The sequence below is a fragment of the Fibrella aquatica genome (genome assembly GCF_041321135.1).
Lineage (GTDB): Bacteria > Bacteroidota > Bacteroidia > Cytophagales > Spirosomataceae > Fibrella > Fibrella aquatica.
On sequence record NZ_JBGGWF010000004.1, the window covers coordinates 628,822 to 647,561 of the forward strand.

Sequence of the window (18,740 nt, forward strand, 5' to 3'; positions counted from 1 at the left end):
GGCCGATTTTTTGCTCAGTATTTATACAAATCCTATAGATTTAAGTGTAGGATCAACGATGTAGAAACTGCTCTCAATTATGTGGACCGCTCTGGTAATTCTTTTCGTATACATTATCGCTATTCTCTGGATCATGGACGAGCCAGTCGTTTCTCAGGGATCAATGACTGTTGATTCGTTGACAGAACTACAAACGAGTGATCTATCTTCCGGGGCTAACGCGTGAGTGAACGGTTGGCCCATTTATCTCCTTCCTGTCTGTTGTTTCTCCAGTTCATCGAGCAGATAGTCTAACCCATTGATCCTGATCTCATATAGGGTTTGAAGCAGCATACCTAGCTTACCGGGCGGGAAGCCTTTTTGTGCAAACCACTCGAGGTATGACACAGGCAATTGACGCAGTAACCGCCCCTGATACTTGCCGAAAGGCATTGGATAACGCAGTAATTCAATCAACAAATCGGAATTGCCAGGTGGCACAGGTTCAGCCATAAGAAGAGATAGTACGCGTTATTCAGGAGTATACCTACCTGACACAAAAAGCAACATCGGTCAGGTGAACGTTCCATGCCGGGTATCGTTACTTCTTAAACGCATGACCCCACCCAATGGCCACCACATTCCTCACCGCCGAATGGCGCAATTTAATCTTTGCCAACTATCCTATTGACCGGCAAGTGCTCGAGCCGCTGGTACCCTATGGAACAGAGCTGGATGACTTCAACGGTGTTCACTACGGTAGTCTGGTTGGTTTTTACTTTCAACAGGTGAAAATGTTCGGCCGTGTTGCCGTGCCGTTCCACCGCGAATTCGAGGAGTTCAATCTTCGTTTCTATGTGCGCCGAAAAACAGCTACCGGCTGGAAACGGGGCGTGGTTTTTGTGAAAGAGATTGTGCCAAAAATAGCCATTACGTTAGTAGCTAAAACCCTTTATGGTGAGCCCTACGCAACTCACCCCATGCGACACAGCCTACAGCTAACCGGCGATAAACAACAGGTTGACTACGAATGGAAAGTAGGCCGGGACTGGAATCATATCCGCGTCACCGCCGACCGCATCGGGCAGCCGCTGGTGGCCGGTAGCGAAGAGGCCTTTATCACCGAACACTATTGGGGCTATACCGGACGAGGCCCCGGCAAAACCTCTGAATATGAAGTTGTTCATCCAAAGTGGCAGATCCATACGGTTACAGATTATGATGTAAACTGTAACGTACCTGTACTTTACGGCAACGCCTTTGCGCCCTTCTTTGAACAGCCGCCCCGTTCCATTTTCCTGGCCGATGGGTCGGCCGTGGCCATAAAATCGGGTGCAGTAGTTGATTGAATGAGTACCGGCATAAGTATATTCTACCAATTTCCAGAAAATCGTTTACTCTAAATTCAATTTTGGTGTAGAAGTTGTAGCACTGCTTGGATTTAGTCGTCAAAAAAAACGATAATGAAAACAGGTAGTTTTCTTTTATTTTTCTGGATATTCATCGTCCACACCTCTTTTGCACAGTTAGTAACATTTTCACAGCTCCCTGTCGATGGGCAACTTTACCCACGCACACAGCAATCGGAGGGCATTATACACATAGCCGGGCGTGTAACCGGTGCAGGAGCATCCCGGTTATCGGTGGTTGTTACACGCAACGGTTCGCCATTTACGCACGCATATATTCCCCTTTTTTACACAACGCCCACTACTACCTATCCTTTCTCAACGTCGTTGGCCATTCCAGCCGAACTGGCGCAGTTCCGGGTACGCGTATTCATGCACCGAACCTCAGATTCTGTGTTAGTGGCTGACCGGCAACGCATTGTGGCGGGTGATGTGTACATTATCAATGGACAATCAAACGCGGTAGCTTACTATTCGGCTCCCACTTACACATACCAAAGCGACTATATCCGAACGTTTGGCATTGCCTCATCTGCAGCCTCCTACAATCCGGCCGATACGCTTTGGGCAACAGGAAACACTACGGGTAGTACCGTTGTTGGAACATGGGGCATGGAGTTGTGTCGTCACCTGATCGATCAGTATGGGATACCGATTTGTGTACTGAATGGTGGCGTTGGTGGTGCGCCCATTCAATTGTTTAATGAGCGGAATGCCGTCAATCCGATGGATCTGACGACTAATCACGGCCGCCTTCTCTACCGGGTCAACAGAGCAGGATTAGCGGGTTCTGTCAAAGCTTATTTCTTTCGACAGGGCGAGAATGAAACAAGCGGCGCTTCCTCTGCCTGGCCAACCCGATTCGATGTGCTCTTCCAAAATATCCGAACCGATTACCCGACGTTAGGGCGCTTTTATCTGTTTCAGATTCACGTATTGGCTGGCACAAATGAACAGACCGGTGTTTTTCGCGATTACCAACGCAAACTAGGTACGTTGCAACCACTCATTCAGCCGTACGCTACAGTAGGCACAGTTACCTATGATGGCATTCATTTCGGCGTAGAAGGGCATTTACAAACGGGGCGGGAAGTATTTCGCATGGTAGCCCGCGACTTCTACAGATCGACCGATACTGCGCAAATCACCTCGCCCGACATTAAGAAAGTGTACTACACCTCAGCGTCGCGTAACGAACTGGTTATGCAGTTTGACGAAGATCAGCATATGGTGTGGCCTAGTGATACCACCCTCAACGACACATACGGGAATCAGCTCACGCACCAAATGCGTCAGTGGTTATATCTGGACAAGCTCAACGGTTTGGTAACGGCAGGGCGTGTTGATGGCTATCGAGTTATACTCTCTCTGAGTCAGTCTGTAAACGCTCAGCAACTGGGTTATTTACCACCCAACTACCCCAATGTGGAAGGCTGGCAACCGTTTCCGGCTGGGTACGCGGCCGCTTTCCCAGGCCCTTTTTTAACGAACAAGCGTGGGCTGCGCGCGCTCACCTTCTGGAATGTTCCCATCAGTGCTGCTCTCTCAAGCCTGATTGGCTTCACGGTGAATGGTGCCAACAACACGGTGAGCCTAACCTGGACCGATCATCCCGGTGAACAGGCGTATATTCTGGAACGACGTCGGGCCAACGAGCCAACGTTTTCACGATTGGTGACGCTACCGGCCAACACAACAACCTACACCGATTCGTCGGCGCAACAATCGGGCGAATACCGGTATCGGCTACGCGCTGTAACGGCCACCGCCGAAGCAACAGCCGATGGAACGCTTCAATTTAATTGCCAGACAGGCCAGCTATCGCTTTGTATCAGACCCGGCAACTGGCAACAACCTTACATCTGGCAATGCGAAAACCTACCCTCTGCCACAAGTCAGGTACAGATAGCAACCAACCAGACCGTTACAGTAACCCAGTCAGTAGCCGCAAACAAAATACGGCTTCAGGGAACGTTATCTATCCAGTCTGGTGGTTCGCTACGGGTAGGCACTCTTTAAGTCTCTTTACTCGCCTATCGGACGTTTGATGTACTCCGCAACGGGCGCAGGTGTCCCGAAATTAGGCGTTCCGTCGGTGCGGTAGGTGAAGGGCTGCATACGGATGGAACGTAGGTCAGCGCAACCTTGTCCGGGTGCTGAATTGGCGTGGTAAATGATCCAGTTCTCGCTACCGTTGGCCGATTTGAAGAAGCCGTTATGCCCTGCCCCGTAGGTGCCGTTACCCGCGTTAGGGCCAAAAACAGGTGTAGCCGACTTTGTCCAGGTGGCTGCGTTAAGCAGGTTACCCGTGGCGGGGGCCGTTAACTGACCCAGCGTATACAGATCCGTTCCGCAGAAACTGGCCGAATACACCAGAAATACCTTATTGTCATTGACCAAAAACTCCGGCCCTTCGTTGACCCCAAAGCCCTGACGTTCCCAGGCATAATCGGGGGCCGATACCCGAACTCGTGGCCCGGCGGCCACCGTGTACGGATTGGTCAGCTGACACAGATAGATATACTGTGTGCCACCCAGGTCGTTATCCCAGCCCGACCACGAAAAATACAGTTGGTTATTCAGGTTTAGCAACGTGCCATCAATCGCCCATTTATTGTCGGGCAGGGCCAGCTGCCCCCGGTCTACCCACGTACCTGTGGTGGGGTCGGCGGCTTCGTTTTCCAGTACAAACATCCGGTGATTCCGGTCGGCGCCATCATCGGCAGCGTAGTAAATGTACCATTTCCCGTTCACGTTGAATAGCTCGGGTGCCCAGATATTTCGGGAGTTTGGCCCGGTAGCGGGCGGCGTCCAGACGGTGACGGGGCGGGCCGACGAGAGGCGGGCCATGCTGCTGGTTTTGTAAATCCGCAGGTTATTGCCGGTCGTGTGCATCACGTAATAAAAGCCGTCTTTCTGCGCCACCCAGGGGTCGGGGCCCACCGGTAGAATCGGGTTTCGGAATTTACCAACTGTATCGACCGGCACCACCGGCACGGTAGGCGTTACAGGGCCGGTGGTGGGTGATTTGCAACTGTAACCACCCAGAAAGCCGAGCAGTATAAGCGTTGAGAGAAGTAGGTTTTTCATCGTTGAGGGGTATTGCTGACGCGAGGGGTATTGCTGACGCGCGAGTAGAGACCGGTCCGCCGGTGCGGCAAGATTTTGCCGCACTGGCGGACCGGTCTCTACGGTAGAAATCAATAATTCGGGTTTTGCAACAGGTTCGGGTTCAGGTCGCGGTCGATTTGCGGGATGGGGAGAACTTCATCTTTACCACGTACGAAATTACGGAAACCGGCATCTCGGGCGGCCAAGCCGGGGCCCAGATCGCCCCAGCGAGCTAAATCATTCCAACGATGACCTTCGCCCGACAGTTCGGTAACGCGTTCGTGCTTCAGCTGCTCCAGAAACTGAGCCTGTGACAAACCCGGTTTGGCTATTGTTAGCGTTGGCAAGCCGGCCCGCTGACGTACCTGGTCAACAAATGCGTAGGCTTGGGCTGTTCGGCCCGTTGCATTCAGCGCTTCTGCATACATCAGCAACACATCGGCATAGCGGATATACCGCCAGTTATTGGGCGACCGGTAGCCTTCTTCGTTTTTCCAGTGGTCGTTCTGAAACTTGCGGAACCACACGCGTTTGCTGTCGCCGCCGTTACCGTATCGCTGCGCAAACGTTTGCCCGTAAATCTGGGTGAAAGCGGGTCCACGCACATCAGTTGAGTCGAACAGAAACGATGCTTCCAGTCGCGGATCGCGGGCGCCGGTTGTGGTTCGCTCGTTAAATTCGTAGATCGGCCAGCGGTTGGCTTCACCATCTGACCAGCCAATGCCTGAAGGGCCAAAAAACTGAGCAACCGATGTGCCGTAGTTGTGATTGGGATCCTGCGTGTCATCGTCGGTAAACTCGGCCGGGTTCAGCGCGAACTGAATTTCAAAAACCGATTCCCGGTTGTTTTCCGACGTAATCAGGAAGTTATCCCGGTAATTAGGCACCAGCGCATATACGCCCTTACCCTCTCCTTCGGCCAGCCATTGCAGCGGTACCAGCGCTTCGGCGTATTTACGCTGTTGCATCTGTGCTTTTGCCAACAAGGCGTAGGCAGCCCCTTTGGTAGCACGACCTAGATCGGCCGATCCGTAGGTATTGGGCAAGACGGCGGCGGCTTCGGTCAGGTCTTTTTCGATCTGCGCCCAAATTTCGGTCTGTGGGGCCGACGTTGGTTTATCACCAGCTACAGCTGTATTTACAATCAGCGGAACACTACCATACAGGGTCACCAACTGGTAATAAAACAGCCCGCGCATAAACTTGGCTTCGCCCAAATATCGATTTTTCAGGGTTTCGTCCATCGTGATGCCAGGTACGTTGTCGATCACCTGATTGGCCCGGTTTACGCCAATGAAATTATCGCGCCAAACGGTGTAACCGAAATCAAGGTTGGTGTCGATGACCTGAAACTGATCGGCGTTATTCGGAATAGGAGCGTATGGACTTTGGCTCCGTCCTTCGTCTGACCGGATAATGTAAAAGAAGGGTACCCAGCGCGACGTACCTTCCCGGTGCATGGTGCTGTAAATAGCGTTAACGCCCGCCAGTGCATCATCGCCCGATTTCCAGAACGACTCTGTTGTTACCTGATTGGGGTTCACTATATCTAAATTCTGCTGGCAGCCGGTCAGCAACGCGGTCGCTGTCAGGCTCAAGCCAAGAAGTATCTTTTTCATGATAGTTGTTTTACCCCACCCCCAGCCCCTCCCCTGAAATACAGGGGAGGGGAGTTGCTCTACCGTAGGCTTCGCCGATTTGCGGAGCTACGCCGAAGCGTCTCCCCTCCCCTTGTTTAAGGGGAGGGGTCGGGGGTGGGGTCTTTTAGAAATTAAAAATCGCCCGTGATACCAACAGAAATCACCCGTGGCGATGGATAATGACCATTATCGACACCACGTTCCTGAATGTTTGCACCCGTTACGTCGGGGTCGAGACCCGAGTAGCCGGTAACCGTGAACAGGTTCTGACCACTGACATACACGCGCGCGTTACGCACTTTGGCGCGGCTCAGCAGCGTAGCAGGCAAAGCGTATCCGAGCTCGATGTTGCGAATCCGGCCGTACGACGCGTTTTCGAGCCAGCGATCGGTATAGCCGAGGTTGTTGTTCTGAATACCCTGATCGTCGGTTTGCAACCCGATGCGGGGGTCCGACGTGTTGGTGTTGGTTGGCGACCAGGGGCTTACATCGCGGCGGAAATTCGTGTTCTGGTAGCCATCGAGACCAGCGCGTATGCTATTGTACACGGTATAGCCGAATACGCCGATCAGCTGCACGTTAAGGTTGAACCCTTTGTAACTGGCATTTCCCTGCAAACCAGCCTGTAGCGTAGGCCAGGGCGAGCCCACATACTGCCGGTCTTCAACGTTGATGGCACCATTACCGTCTGTATCAACGTACCTGATATCACCCGGTTTGGCATTGGGTTGAATTCTAACACCGTCCCGATTCACGTAAGCATCAATTTCCCCCTGATTCTGGAACAGGCCATCGGTTTTCAGTACGAACCACTGCCCTACCGACTGCCCTACCTGTGAACGGGTGTTGCCGCTTTGAATGTAGTTGATGTTAAGCCCCTGATTACCTACGTTCTCGACCCGGTTTCTGATCGTTGTGAAGTTACCCGACACATCCCATTTCACCGCTTTCCGATTATCACGATAGGTCAGTGACATCTCGACCCCCCGGTTGCGAATGGAGGCCGTGTTTACAAAGGGGTCGCCGCGCAGGTTACCCAGATAACCCGGTACGCGCAAATTCAGAATGGCATCGGTCGACAGCGAGTTGTAGACGTTTATTTCGGTCGAAATACGATTGTTCAGGAAACTGGCCGTCACGCCAACGTTTTGCTGGGTACGTTCCTCCCAACGCAGATCGGGATTGGCCAACTGGGCCTGATAAGCACCTACGTTAGGCGTTTGATCGATCCCGAAAATGGCGCGGGGGTTATTGTTGATGAACGCCGTATACGGGAACGACCCCAGGTTAGGCACCACAATACCTAGTTTACCGTAAGAAGCGCTTAGCTTCAGGTCCGAAATCCAGCCGACGTTGAAGAACTCTTCTTCACTTAAGCGCCAGGCCGCAGCCACCGACGGGAAGAAACCCACCCGGTAGTTGGCTCCAAAACGCGAATCCTGATCTACCCGGCCGGTTAGAGTTAGCAAATACCGATCGCTATAGGTGTAATTGACCCGACCAATGTAGCCCAGAATAGCGTATTTATCGGGCGTGAAACCGGCTGAGTTCGATACACCGGTAGCAGCGTTGATGGTTTCGAAATACTGACCACCGGCAATACCCAGGTTAGTGCGTGAGCCCGACGTAATGTCACGCTGCGTGTTTTGCTGGCTTATACCCACTACGCCGTTGATGCTGTGTGCGCCAAAGGTGCGGTTAAAATTCAACGTATGCTCGAACAGAGTACTGGTAAACCGTGACCGATCTTCGCCCACCGAACTGGGCACCGGAGCGGCACTGTATTGGTAGATGCCCAGTTTCCGCAGGTTTTGCGTGTAATCGAAGCTGGCTTCCAAACCGGCGTTGAAGCGGTATGTCAGCCCGCTCAGAATCTTCACATCGACAAACGCATTACCCACAATTTTGGCGAAGTTGCTTTTGCTGGTTGCCAGGTTCCGGGCCGCAACCGGGTTGTAGGCATACGAAATGGCGTCGGGAATAGTACCGATTCCGTACCCTTCGGGATTGGTCGCGTTCACGTAGCGCGGATCCTGCACCGGAATAACGGGCAGCATATACGCCATGTCATAAATTGGATTGATGAAGCCCGGCGGATTCTGAATGTTCGAGTTCGTCAACACCATGTTTTCACCCACCGTAACCCGCCCAATCTGGCTTCGGGTGTTTATGCGGGCACTAATCCGGTCGAAACCCGTTGCCTGCACATAACCTTTGTTGGTAAAGTAACTACCCGATACCAGGTATGAACTGCTGGCGTTACCGCCCGATAAGGTCAGGTTATAGTCCTGTAAGTTGCCCGTTTGCAACACCTGATCCTGCCAGTTCGTGTTGGTCAGCTGATCATCAGGTACGTTGATGCTACCGGGGATTGGCTGGCCTGAATTTCTGTACTGATCACGTTGCAACGCAGCAAATCCACGCGCATCTGTGAGGTCCCAGCGGCGATAGAGGTTCTGAACGCCGTATTTGGCCGAGAACGACACCTTGACCGGCCCTTCTTTACCCTGCTTGGTGGTAATAATAACAACGCCGTTGGCGGCCCGCGATCCGTAGATGGCGGCTGCCGAGGCATCTTTCAACACCTGAATCGACTCGATATCGTTGTTATTAATCGTCGGATTGGCATCGGCAATCATGCCATCGATAATGTAGAGCGGATCGGTGTTGAGAAAACTGGCCACCCCCCGAATCTGGATAGACGACCCCTGCCCCGGTAAACCAGTGTTGCGCACGGTAACCCCCGGCGACAGCCCCTGAATGGATTCAGCCAGCGAATTGGCCGTTACCCGGTTCGACTGCGTTGGGCTGATTACGTCGGTAGCCCCCGTCAGGTCTTTCTTGCGAACAGTCTGATAGCCAATCACTACCACCTCGTTCAGCGTGCGGTCGTCGGGCACCAGTTTGATGTTGATAACGGTTTGCTGACCAATGGCAATTTCCTGCCTTGTGTAGCCTACGCTGCTCACAATCAGCGTGGTTGCTTCGTCGCTTACACTGATCGTAAAATTACCTTCAGCGTCGGTTGTAGCACCGTTGTTGGTTCCTTTCTCAATAACGTTAGCCCCCGGCAACCCTTCGTTATTCTCGTCGGTGATGCGCCCCGTGATGCGTTTTTCAACGGCCTCAATGGCCTGCTCCACCACCTCGGCGCGGTCGGTGGCGGGGTTTGCTAAAGGGATTGTCGACGTCGTCTTTTCAACGGGTACCGCCTGAATCACGTACAGATCCTCTTTAATTTTGCGGAAGCGTAACCCTTGCTCTTTCAACAGGTTCGACAGAGTTTGTGTCAGTGTACTGCCTGTCAGTTCCGCCTCTGTATGCCTACCGTTGATCAGTTGCTCGTCGTAGGCCACATTGATGTGATATTTCTGTTCAATCTCAGTCAGCGCCTTCTTCAGCGAACGGCTACGATTTCGATGTCCCTCTTCTGCCTGTGCGTCAGCGCGCAGGGTGGTGCCTCTCGTGGCTGTATTGGCCCTGGTCATTAGCTGAGCAGCGGCCACTTGGGGCAGGCTGTACAGACTCAGGCCAACCAACACCGATAAGGTAATATACCTGTTATTCATGGTTTTGGACGGTTATACTATAAACGCTGAACTATTTTTAGTACTCTAGATCGATCAATCAACTCGATCTTTATTACGCTGACTATCCTATACTTACAGTGGTCAGCGCGGGCATTTATCGGATTACTTTTCGGAAATACACCGTATTGCTATCGCGCTCTACAGTAAGATCAAAGGTGGCGGCCAGGGTTGTCAGCAGTGTTTCCAGATCCTGACTCGACAGGTTACCGGTGAATTGCCGATCAGCCAGGGCTTCGTCATCAAAGACGAGGGTAAGACCATACGAATCGTTAAGCTGCTGTCCCACCGTTCGGAGCGGCGTTTTATCGAAAATGAACTGCTTTTTCGTCCAGGCAGTCTGTATTTCCGGAGTTGTTTCCTGGAGCGCCACCTGGGCAATGCCGGGCCGGGCCGAGGCTACCTGACCCGGTTTCAGCTCAAGCACTCTGGCTTTTGTATCGCCGGGTCGGATCAGCTCTACTTTGCCTTCTACCAGCGTGACGTCGGTTTGTCCCCGACGCGAGTTGACGTTAAACTGCGTGCCCAGCACCTTGACATCGAGACCCGGCGTGTGGGTAATAAACTTCACCCGTTGACCAGCAACTATTTTCTTGGTTACCTTAAAAAAACCTTCGCCCTCCAGCCAAACCTCGCGGGGCTGATCGGTAACCCAATCATCGCGGAAAGTCAAGGTCGAGTTTCCGTTGAGCTGAACCGTCGACCCATCGGGCAATACAAGCGTGCGGGTTTCGCCGAAAGCTGTATGTTCGCTGTGCTGATGCTGCCGCTCTCGGACATACCAGCCTGTGACCAACGTACCCATGATACCGGCCATCACAGCGGCTACTTTCCAACTGCCGAACTGACGCCAAACCGATTGCTTCGACAACACAATAACTGGCACAAGACGCTCATCATGAGCCTGTTCCAGGATAGTCCAGATGCGCTCATAGCTGGCTTCGGTCAAATCATCGTAGTTGGCCCGCAGGTGAAGCAATAGGGAAGCCGCCTCGTCTACTACGGTTTGCTGGTTTGGATAGCGCAACATGAACGTATGCCAGAACGACATAGTAGCCTCATCGGGCTGTAGCACCCATCGCCTAAACGACTCGTCGAGCACGAAGTCGCGGAGGGTAAACTGCGCATAATCGGAAGGGGGTAAATTAGGAGGCATTTAGCTGACCCGGAATACCGGAAGATTTCTTACAGAAGAAACCGTATCAGCATTTTATCCCTTGCAAGTGCAAGTTTTTCTGGGGAAAAAGATAATGAATGATTCAGTATCCATTAACGTGCCGACTTCATACCATCAATAGCATCAATACACTGCTGCTTACGCGTTTCTGTAGCGCAGCAATCGCTTTGTAAATAATTTTATAAGCCGACGACTGTTCAATATTCATTACGCCGGCAATCTCTTCGTAGCTCAGATTATCGAAATACTTCAGAAACAAGGCTTCTTTTTGCCGGGGTGGCAGGGCGTTGAGTTCTACCAGCAACGCGGCCGACTGCTCAGCCGTAATCTGCGAATCAAGCCAGGTAGGTTCGTAGTGAAACGCTACCTGAAAATCAACGGCGTCGGGGTCGGGGTCAAAGCGCTGTTCGGCTTGTAACCGCCTCACAATTTCGCGGCGTAGCGAGCGCATCAGATAAAATTTGATGGAGTCTGTGCGGCCCAGCCGATCGCGGGTTTCCAGAATAGTTAGAAACAGATCCTGTAGGCAATCCTCAGTCAGTTGCCGGTTCTGAGCAATTTTGTAACCGTAGTTGTACAGCGTTTTGGCGTAGCGCTCATACATGCAGGCGTAGGCGGCCCGGTTTCCCGTCAAGAAATCATCCCAAAGTGCTGCGTCAGAAGAGTAGGTATACGCGCTTGACTGTACCATATCTATATAGGGCAAAGGTATTATCAAGTTAACGCATTTCCCCGGGAAACAGCCATCTTTTTCCCGAAATAGGTATGTAGTAAACAACGTGGAACGCACCTACAGAACGGAGCCTTACAGCCTCACCGACACGTTTTCGGTCACCTGAGCGGGCGTATCATCCTGTGTTTTCAGGTATTCTTCACGCTGTTTGAGTTTCAGCTTCAACGCTGCTATCTCGGCCGTAATCTGTTGCCATTCGGCGTCTTGCGTGAAATCATAGGTAACTCGTCGGGTAATCTGAACACTGCCCGCGTTGTAGTTTATGGTATTCTGGCCAACCACCGGATCATCAGACGGCTCTTCCTGATCAGATAACGACGTAGCCGAACTGGTTGGCATGGGTAACGAAGAAGCCGCTACCGATTCGGGTACCGACGTTCCTTCTTCGGTCTGTATGGCCGCCACAACGGGGTTTTGGGTAATGGCCCGCAGTTCCTGAGCCTGTGCTACGCTATGGTTTTTGAGCTGAGCAATAATGGTTTTGATGTACACCTCGTAGCGCTTCATCTCCACATACGTCTTCAGCAGGTCGTAGTTTCCACTATCAATTATTTGTTGGGCATGGTCGGCGGCGAGGCGTACAATCCCCGTTTTCGACATGGTTCGATCGAGGGTGCCAATTGGTTTGATGAGGCCCATAAGAAGCGTTTTTGGGATGATGTATTCTTGTTGATTTTGGATTCAACCTGTCAAAAAAAAGCTATTCCAACTGGTTTTACAATAATCATCGACCCGGCATGAGGAGCAGATAACCTTTTTGTGAGCCACCGGCTGACCGTTTTTGCTGGTCGGCCGGTTTTATTTTTATGCAACACCTGTTCGTTCTTATTGGTATCAGTGGAAGTGGTAAATCCACCTTTGCGAAAGAATTCGTTCAAACGAATCCATCTTATCTGCGTCTGAACCGCGATAACCTGCGACGAAGTCTGCTGCCCATATCACTCAACGAATACTGGCAATGGAACAACCGGCGGAAAGAGCCCATCGAACGCATGGTGACCCAACTCGAGAAAGTAGCCCTGACCACCGCCCTCAATGAGGGCTGGAATGTTCTACTCGATAATACCCACCTTCGCCAGCGCACGCTCGACGAGTTACTTATGCAGGTAGAAAATCGGCGGGTAACCGTCACGTTCAAAACCTTTGACGTAGGAGTCGATGAGGCCATCCGGCGCGATGCTGCCCGCCCCGATGTAGTAGGCGAGGCTGTGATTCGCGAGCAGTTTCGCCGCTACCAGCAACTTAAAAGAACTTTCGATACCACCCGTACGCTCGTTTTCCCTCGGGCGGCAGGTACGTTGCCCGGTAGCTCAGATAAGCAGCCGGGCACACTGCCCAGATGTATACTGGTCGATATCGACGGGACCGTTGCACTCATAGGAAATCGATCGCCTTTTGAGTGGAAAAAAGTTTATATGGACCGGCCCAGAACATCGGTCATCAACGTTATAAAAGCCATGCAATCAGCCGGATACGCCGTTATTTTCCTGTCGGGTCGTGATAGCATTTGCCAAGCCGAAACCATTGCCTGGCTCTACCAACATATTGGCTGGCAGGAAGGTCTCGAGTACAGCTTGTTTATGCGTCGCGCCAACGATAACCGGAAAGACGCGGTTATTAAACGGGAACTGTTCGATACACACATTCGGAATCGGTATGCTGTCGAGGTTGTTTTTGATGATCGAGATCAGGTTGTTTCCCTTTGGCGCCACGACCTGGGCCTAACCTGTTTGCAAGTTGATTACGGTAATTTCTAATTCTATTTACACTATGCTCATACGTACACCAACACATTATGTCCGCGACGCGGCATTCATCATCGCCGGTATTCTCAGCGTGGGACTGGGACTAAAAGGCTTTTTACTGTCCAGCCAATTCATCGATGGCGGCGTAACCGGCGTCTCCATGTTATTGGCCTCTCTCACCGGTTTACCGCTGGCAGTAGGTATCGTTGTTATCAACCTGCCGTTTATCTGGCTGGGATACCGACAAATCGGGCGCGAGTTTGCCATTAAAAGCACGCTCGGCATTGCTGGTTTATCGGCCTGTATCGTGCTTGTCCCCTACCCCGACGTAACACCTGATTTACTGCTCACCTCCCTTTTCGGTGGCTTTTTCATCGGTGCCGGCATCGGTTTATCTATGCGTGGCGGGGCTGTACTGGATGGAACCGAAGTGGCGGCGCTGGTTATTAGTCGGCAGTCGGCTTCTCTCAAAGTGAGTGATGTCATTCTGTTGTTGAACGTGTTCATTTTTGGAACCGCCGCCTTTTTTCTGACCATCGAACTGGCCCTTTACTCGATGATCACCTACTTCGCCGCTTCCAAAACCATTGACTTTATCGTGCATGGTATCGAAGAGTATACGGCCATTCTGGTTGTCTCGGAAAAGTATGATCTCATCCGCGAACAAATTACGGAAGCAGGCTGGGGCATGACCGTTCTGAAAGGCGCACAGGGCCACGGAAAACGCGGCGATCTAACCCAGGATGTCGATGTGCTGTATGTGGTCATCACCCGCCTGGAAATCAGCCGACTACGCACAACGATCCTGGCTATAGACGAGAAGGCATTCCTGATCCAGTACCCTGTCGATGATGTAGTGGGCGGACGGATCAAGAGTTTGCCATTACATTAGAAGTCTTGCAAGTCGTATAAATAAGGAGTCCTGAGTCTGGAAAGTCATTGCTTGGTAGCGACTTTCCTGACTCAGGACTCCCTTTTATACGACTTGCAAGACTTACTCGACCTCCACAACCTGCTCCGGTCTTTTGGGGACGGTAAGGATCAGTACACCATTCTCCTGCTTGGCCACAATACCTGCTGTGTCGACCCGGTTACTGAGCGGAATAGCCCGCTCAAACGATTTTAGCGGGTATTCCTGTAGCAGAAAAGCGGGATCTTGGGCCGAATCGTGGGCGCGGGTTCCCTGGATGATCAGTTTATCGTTCAGCACGCTGACCTTAATGTCTGCTTTATCGAAGCTGACCGCATACACGAACACTTTGTAGTGATCGCTGTGATCTTCCACGTTCATGGGTACGTTGTATTTGGGTCGGCGCCAGCCGCCGAAAAAAGGGCGCATGAACTGCGTGAATGGACTGCCATGCTGATGGCGATGTTGGTGATGATGCATGTTCTTGTTGTTTAAAAATTGGTTGTAAAAGCACTACAAACTGGCCCGGGTGACCAGTACGAGTCATTTTCTACAGGACGAACCCTTCGCTGGGCCGATCAAATGACTCAATAGGAATCGGGCGCTGTGGTTTATTACGTTGCACGAAATCAGCGTATTCGGCATCGCTCATGGTACGAATCCGGTCGGTAAACTCCATCCGGCGCGACTGCCAGGGGCTACTCCAGGTAGTCCCCGATTCACCGCCAAACACCCGGCGACGCATGAAGCGCATGGCTCCGCCGATGAACAAAGCAAACAGGGCCAGTTTCAGTAAGAAAAAGGGGAAGGCAACTAACACCGCGCCGAACAAAACGGCAGGCAGAAGAAAGCGAGGCATATGGTTCATTATCTTGTTGAAAGCCGGGGTTGTAAACGGCTTCAAACAGGATGACGCACAAGTCGGGGAAATACTTTAAAAAAGTTTAATGTTTAATGTCCAAGGTCTAATGTTGCGCTGCCAATCGTGGGCTTGCAGCGCAACATTAGACCTTGGACATTAAACTTTTTTCCCCCACCGTTCGCGGAAACAGGCTTTCTCTTCGTCGGTCATCTGTTGCCATTTGGCCTTCCAGGTCGGGCGGTTGAATCGGTTGGGGCCGCCCCATCGACCGCCACGGCCTGGCCAGTTGCCGAATAATAGACGGCTTAACAACATCAGGCCTCCCGCTTGCCAGAAGGTAATCGAACGTACCTGGACAACCTCGGCCAGCACATTATTCCACAGCCACATCACCGCCGCCGACAGTAGCGATGCGCTGAGTAACACAAAAAAAGGAATCCAGAAAAAGCGGCGTTTCGGTCCGTAGCGCATGGTGTCAGGAGTTCGACAGTTCGTCGTATAATGTTTGAAGCCGTTTGCGAAGGTGCTGAACGGCATACCGTTTTCGCGAAATAATCGTCTTGAGGTTTTCCCCCAGTTGGTCGGCTATCGCCTGTAGGGTCTGGTCTTCTAGTTCATTCTGTATAAACACAGATCGTTGTTTTTCAGGCAACTCATCGAGTGCCCGCATCAGTTCATCCCAGATCAGATCGCGAAAGGCTGGATCATCGGCCCACTCCGGATCAGCCAGCATATCGTCGAGGGATAGGTCGGTTTCGTCATCGTCGGAGCGGGTAGCATCGGTCAGGGTAACCTCGCGGGTCCGTCGATACCGGTCTGTGATCCGGTTGCGGGCCACTTCATAAAGCCAACCGCTGAGGCTCGCAATCTGATCAAGATCAACAACGCGGCTCAGCTGATACCAAACGTCCTGCAAGATATCCTCTGCGTCTTCCTCCGTTCGCACCCGGTCACGAATAAACCCAAAAAGCCGTCCGCCATACTGCTTCACAGTATCGAGCACGGTTCGCTTGGGGTTTTCGGCAGCCATGCGGCGAAAGTACAGTTATCAGTTACCAGTGAACAGTTATCAAGTATCAATGATGAGTTATTAATGATGAACCAACACTTGGTAGTTACCAATGGCTCATCAGACAACTACCGCTTCAGGTCTAGACTCTATTAAGCAACGCTGATAACTGTTCCCTGATAACTGATAACTGTTTTATCTTTGCCCCCATGAGTTACCTACCTGTTAAGCAATTGCTTCAGACGGAACCTGGCCAGACCGTAACGGTGAAGGGCTGGGTACGTACCAAGCGCGAGAGCAAAAATGCCGTGTTCGTGGCTATCAACGACGGCTCTACCATCCACACCATTCAGGCGGTGGCCGAGGCAGGTTTCCTGCCTGAAGAAACGCTGCGCCTCATCACTACCGGGGCCTGCGTAGCCATCACCGGCGAGCTAGTGCCCTCGCAGGGCGCAGGGCAGGCGGTGGAAGTGAAGATCGCCGACGTGCATATTTACGGCCCTGCCGACCCGGAAAAATATCCGCTTCAACCCAAGCGGCACTCGCTCGAATTCCTGCGTGAGATTGCTCACTTACGCCCCCGCACCAACACGTTCAGCGCCATTCTGCGCATCCGCCACGCACTGGCGTTTGCCGTTCACAAATACTACAACGATAACGGGTTCTTCTACCTGAACACACCAATCATTACCGCGTCTGATGCGGAAGGTGCTGGTGAAATGTTCCGCGTATCGACCCTCGATCCGATCAACCCGCCTAAAACAGAAGACGGGAAGGTGGACTACAGCCAGGATTTCTTTGGCCGCGAAACCAACCTGACCGTTTCGGGGCAACTGGAAGGCGAATTGGGCGCATTGGCCCTCGGCAAGATCTATACGTTTGGCCCAACATTCCGCGCCGAAAACTCGAACACGACCCGCCACCTGGCAGAGTTCTGGATGATCGAGCCGGAAATGGCGTTTTTCGAACTGGAAGACAACATGAACCTGGCCGAAGATTTCGTCAAATCGGTGATTCGCTACGCGCTCGACAACTGCGCCGACGACCTCGCTTTCCTGGAAAACCGCCTGAAAGAGGAGGAAAAGACGAAGAAAAAAGAAGAGCAAAGCGAGATGACGCTGACCGAAAAGCTTCGGTTTGTGGTCGATAATGATTTCGAGCGGCTGACGTACACGGAAGCCGTTGACATTCTTCGCAACTCAAAACCAGCCAAGAAAGGGCAGTTCCAGTATGAAGTTGGCTGGGGCATTGATCTTCAGTCGGAACATGAGCGGTACCTGGTAGAGAAGCACTTCAAGAAGCCCGTTATTCTAACCAACTATCCACGGGCCATCAAGTCATTCTACATGAAGCAGGATGAATCAACCACCGCCCCTGGACCAACCGTTCGGGCTATGGACGTGTTGTTTCCCGGCATTGGCGAGATTATTGGTGGTTCGCAACGCGAAGACAATCTGGAAAAACTAACGGCCCGCATGGCCGAAGTTGGGATTGAAGAAGAAGCCATTTGGTGGTATCTGGATACGCGCCGGTTTGGCTCAGCGCCCCACTCAGGTTTCGGCCTGGGCTTCGAGCGGCTGGTTCTGTTCGTTAGTGGCATGAGCAACATCCGCGACGTAATCCCATTCCCCCGCGCTCCAAAGTCAGCCGAATTTTAAGATAGGTTCCTATGTGGGGGGCGGACCCTCGCCGAATCGGTCGTGGCTACCCGCCTCGCGTAAGCAACGCGCCAATAAATCCACATTCCAGAGGTGGTTCCCATGTAGGGGCGGTCCCTCCTGGCCGCCCGCCTCGCATAAGCAATGCGCCAATAAATCCACATCCCAAAAGCCGCCCGGTTAATAAGCCAGGCGGCTTTTTTTTGAACATTGACCAGCCTGTACAGTTCTAAAACAGAAGTTAAACCATTCAATCAACGTTAGTCATGATTAAGAACGAAGAAATTGTTGAAGATTTGAATGATCTGGTAAAGATCAATAATGACCGGATTCAAGGCTACATGAAAGCCATCGAAGACACGGAAGACTCACAGTTAGATCACCTCTTCAATGAGATGGTTGTACAAAGCCAGAACTTTCGCAGCCAACTGGCCGACCATATCGTCCGTATCGATGGCACAGCCGTCACAGATGCTACATCGACCGACATCAGCAGCACAATTCACCGCGCCTGGATCGATATCAAGGCAGCTGTTACGGGAAAAGACCGCGATACGGTGCTGAGCTCGGTGACCTTCGGCGAGAACGCCGCTGTTGAGGCGTACGAAGAAGCTATTGAAGAAGACCACATTCCGGCTTACATCAAGGAAGACCTAACCAAGCAGTTGTCGGAATTGAAAGCGGCATTGGCTAAAATGGAAAGCCTGAAAAACAGCTAGATCTGTTTTATACCAACAAGAAGGGGGTGACGTTCGTGAACGTCACCCCCTTCTTGTTGGTGATTGTGGAGTTGTTTCGCGCAGGTGGGCTGTTATTTTAATTAGTTGAATAAGCAGCGCTTTTGTCATCCCGACGTCAGGAGGGATCTTCGCTAATTGCAAGCAGTGTTAGCAATTAGCGAAGATCCCTCCTGACGTCGG

Annotated in this window: 18 protein-coding genes; 7 read left to right on the top strand and 11 right to left on the bottom strand. The window is 52.0% G+C overall.

Annotated elements, in window-relative coordinates:
• Positions 1 to 79 precede the first annotated feature (79 nt).
• Complete coding sequence (locus tag ACAW87_RS13335; protein WP_370723889.1) at positions 80 to 226, top strand: hypothetical protein; 147 nt, start codon at positions 80 to 82, stop codon at positions 224 to 226.
• A gap of 17 nt (positions 227 to 243) precedes the next feature.
• Here the strand turns inward: ACAW87_RS13335 and ACAW87_RS13340 are convergent, their stop codons facing one another.
• Positions 244 to 492 (bottom strand): DUF3820 family protein, encoded by a 249-nt coding sequence (locus ACAW87_RS13340; RefSeq protein WP_370723890.1) that lies wholly within the window; start codon positions 490 to 492, stop codon positions 244 to 246.
• Positions 493 to 608: 116 nt separating this feature from the next.
• On the opposite strand from ACAW87_RS13340, the gene ACAW87_RS13345 reads away from it, so the two are divergent.
• Together ACAW87_RS13345 and ACAW87_RS13350 are read left to right on the top strand one after the other, a co-directional pair.
• The gene (locus tag ACAW87_RS13345; protein ID WP_370723891.1) at positions 609 to 1,328 is read left to right on the top strand and encodes a YqjF family protein; all 720 of its coding nucleotides are present in this window, start codon (positions 609 to 611) and stop codon (positions 1,326 to 1,328) included.
• Between the two features lie 114 nt (positions 1,329 to 1,442).
• Positions 1,443 to 3,407: a sialate O-acetylesterase gene (locus tag ACAW87_RS13350; protein WP_370723892.1), complete on the top strand. Its 1,965-nt coding sequence runs from the start codon at positions 1,443 to 1,445 to the stop codon at positions 3,405 to 3,407.
• A gap of 6 nt (positions 3,408 to 3,413) precedes the next feature.
• On the opposite strand, the gene ACAW87_RS13355 is transcribed toward ACAW87_RS13350, so the two are convergent.
• The 6 genes from ACAW87_RS13355 to ACAW87_RS13380 form a co-directional block, all read right to left on the bottom strand.
• Positions 3,414 to 4,478, bottom strand: a complete 1,065-nt coding sequence (locus ACAW87_RS13355) for a glycoside hydrolase family 43 protein (RefSeq protein WP_370723893.1) — start codon at positions 4,476 to 4,478, stop codon at positions 3,414 to 3,416.
• 110 nt (positions 4,479 to 4,588) lie between these two features.
• The gene (locus ACAW87_RS13360) at positions 4,589 to 6,118 is read right to left on the bottom strand and encodes a RagB/SusD family nutrient uptake outer membrane protein (RefSeq protein WP_370723894.1); all 1,530 of its coding nucleotides are present in this window, start codon (positions 6,116 to 6,118) and stop codon (positions 4,589 to 4,591) included.
• 152 nt (positions 6,119 to 6,270) lie between these two features.
• Positions 6,271 to 9,708, bottom strand: a complete 3,438-nt coding sequence (locus ACAW87_RS13365) for a SusC/RagA family TonB-linked outer membrane protein (RefSeq protein ID WP_370723895.1) — start codon at positions 9,706 to 9,708, stop codon at positions 6,271 to 6,273.
• Between the two features lie 115 nt (positions 9,709 to 9,823).
• Entirely contained in the window at positions 9,824 to 10,882 is a 1,059-nt protein-coding gene (locus ACAW87_RS13370) for a FecR family protein (RefSeq protein ID WP_370723896.1), read from the bottom strand.
• A gap of 127 nt (positions 10,883 to 11,009) precedes the next feature.
• Complete coding sequence (locus tag ACAW87_RS13375; protein ID WP_370723897.1) at positions 11,010 to 11,594, bottom strand: RNA polymerase sigma factor; 585 nt, start codon at positions 11,592 to 11,594, stop codon at positions 11,010 to 11,012.
• A 114-nt stretch (positions 11,595 to 11,708) separates the two neighbouring features.
• On the bottom strand, positions 11,709 to 12,275 hold the full coding sequence (locus ACAW87_RS13380) for a hypothetical protein (RefSeq protein WP_370723898.1): 567 nt from the start codon (positions 12,273 to 12,275) through the stop codon (positions 11,709 to 11,711).
• A 167-nt stretch (positions 12,276 to 12,442) separates the two neighbouring features.
• Between ACAW87_RS13380 and ACAW87_RS13385 the strand changes: the two genes are divergently transcribed.
• Together ACAW87_RS13385 and ACAW87_RS13390 are read left to right on the top strand one after the other, a co-directional pair.
• On the top strand, positions 12,443 to 13,393 hold the full coding sequence (locus ACAW87_RS13385; RefSeq protein ID WP_370723899.1) for a phosphatase domain-containing protein: 951 nt from the start codon (positions 12,443 to 12,445) through the stop codon (positions 13,391 to 13,393).
• A gap of 13 nt (positions 13,394 to 13,406) precedes the next feature.
• Complete coding sequence (locus tag ACAW87_RS13390) at positions 13,407 to 14,273, top strand: YitT family protein (protein WP_370723900.1); 867 nt, start codon at positions 13,407 to 13,409, stop codon at positions 14,271 to 14,273.
• A 102-nt stretch (positions 14,274 to 14,375) separates the two neighbouring features.
• On the opposite strand, the gene ACAW87_RS13395 is transcribed toward ACAW87_RS13390, so the two are convergent.
• The 4 genes from ACAW87_RS13395 to ACAW87_RS13410 all read right to left on the bottom strand — a co-directional run bounded on the left by ACAW87_RS13395 (position 14,376) and on the right by ACAW87_RS13410 (position 16,183).
• Complete coding sequence (locus ACAW87_RS13395) at positions 14,376 to 14,771, bottom strand: Hsp20/alpha crystallin family protein (protein WP_370723901.1); 396 nt, start codon at positions 14,769 to 14,771, stop codon at positions 14,376 to 14,378.
• Between the two features lie 70 nt (positions 14,772 to 14,841).
• The gene (locus tag ACAW87_RS13400; protein ID WP_370723902.1) at positions 14,842 to 15,150 is read right to left on the bottom strand and encodes a hypothetical protein; all 309 of its coding nucleotides are present in this window, start codon (positions 15,148 to 15,150) and stop codon (positions 14,842 to 14,844) included.
• 159 nt (positions 15,151 to 15,309) lie between these two features.
• Positions 15,310 to 15,624 carry a hypothetical protein gene (locus ACAW87_RS13405; protein WP_370723903.1) on the bottom strand — a complete coding sequence of 105 codons (315 nt, stop codon included), beginning with the start codon at positions 15,622 to 15,624 and terminating at the stop codon, positions 15,310 to 15,312.
• Positions 15,625 to 15,628: 4 nt separating this feature from the next.
• On the bottom strand, positions 15,629 to 16,183 hold the full coding sequence (locus tag ACAW87_RS13410) for an RNA polymerase sigma factor (RefSeq protein ID WP_370723904.1): 555 nt from the start codon (positions 16,181 to 16,183) through the stop codon (positions 15,629 to 15,631).
• Positions 16,184 to 16,371: 188 nt separating this feature from the next.
• On the opposite strand from ACAW87_RS13410, the gene asnS reads away from it, so the two are divergent.
• The gene (gene asnS, locus ACAW87_RS13415; protein ID WP_370723905.1) at positions 16,372 to 17,820 is read left to right on the top strand and encodes an asparagine--tRNA ligase; all 1,449 of its coding nucleotides are present in this window, start codon (positions 16,372 to 16,374) and stop codon (positions 17,818 to 17,820) included.
• A gap of 266 nt (positions 17,821 to 18,086) precedes the next feature.
• Positions 18,087 to 18,539, top strand: coding sequence for a ferritin-like domain-containing protein (locus tag ACAW87_RS13420; protein ID WP_370723906.1), 453 nt, complete (start codon positions 18,087 to 18,089; stop codon positions 18,537 to 18,539).
• Positions 18,540 to 18,740: the final 201 nt, after the last annotated feature.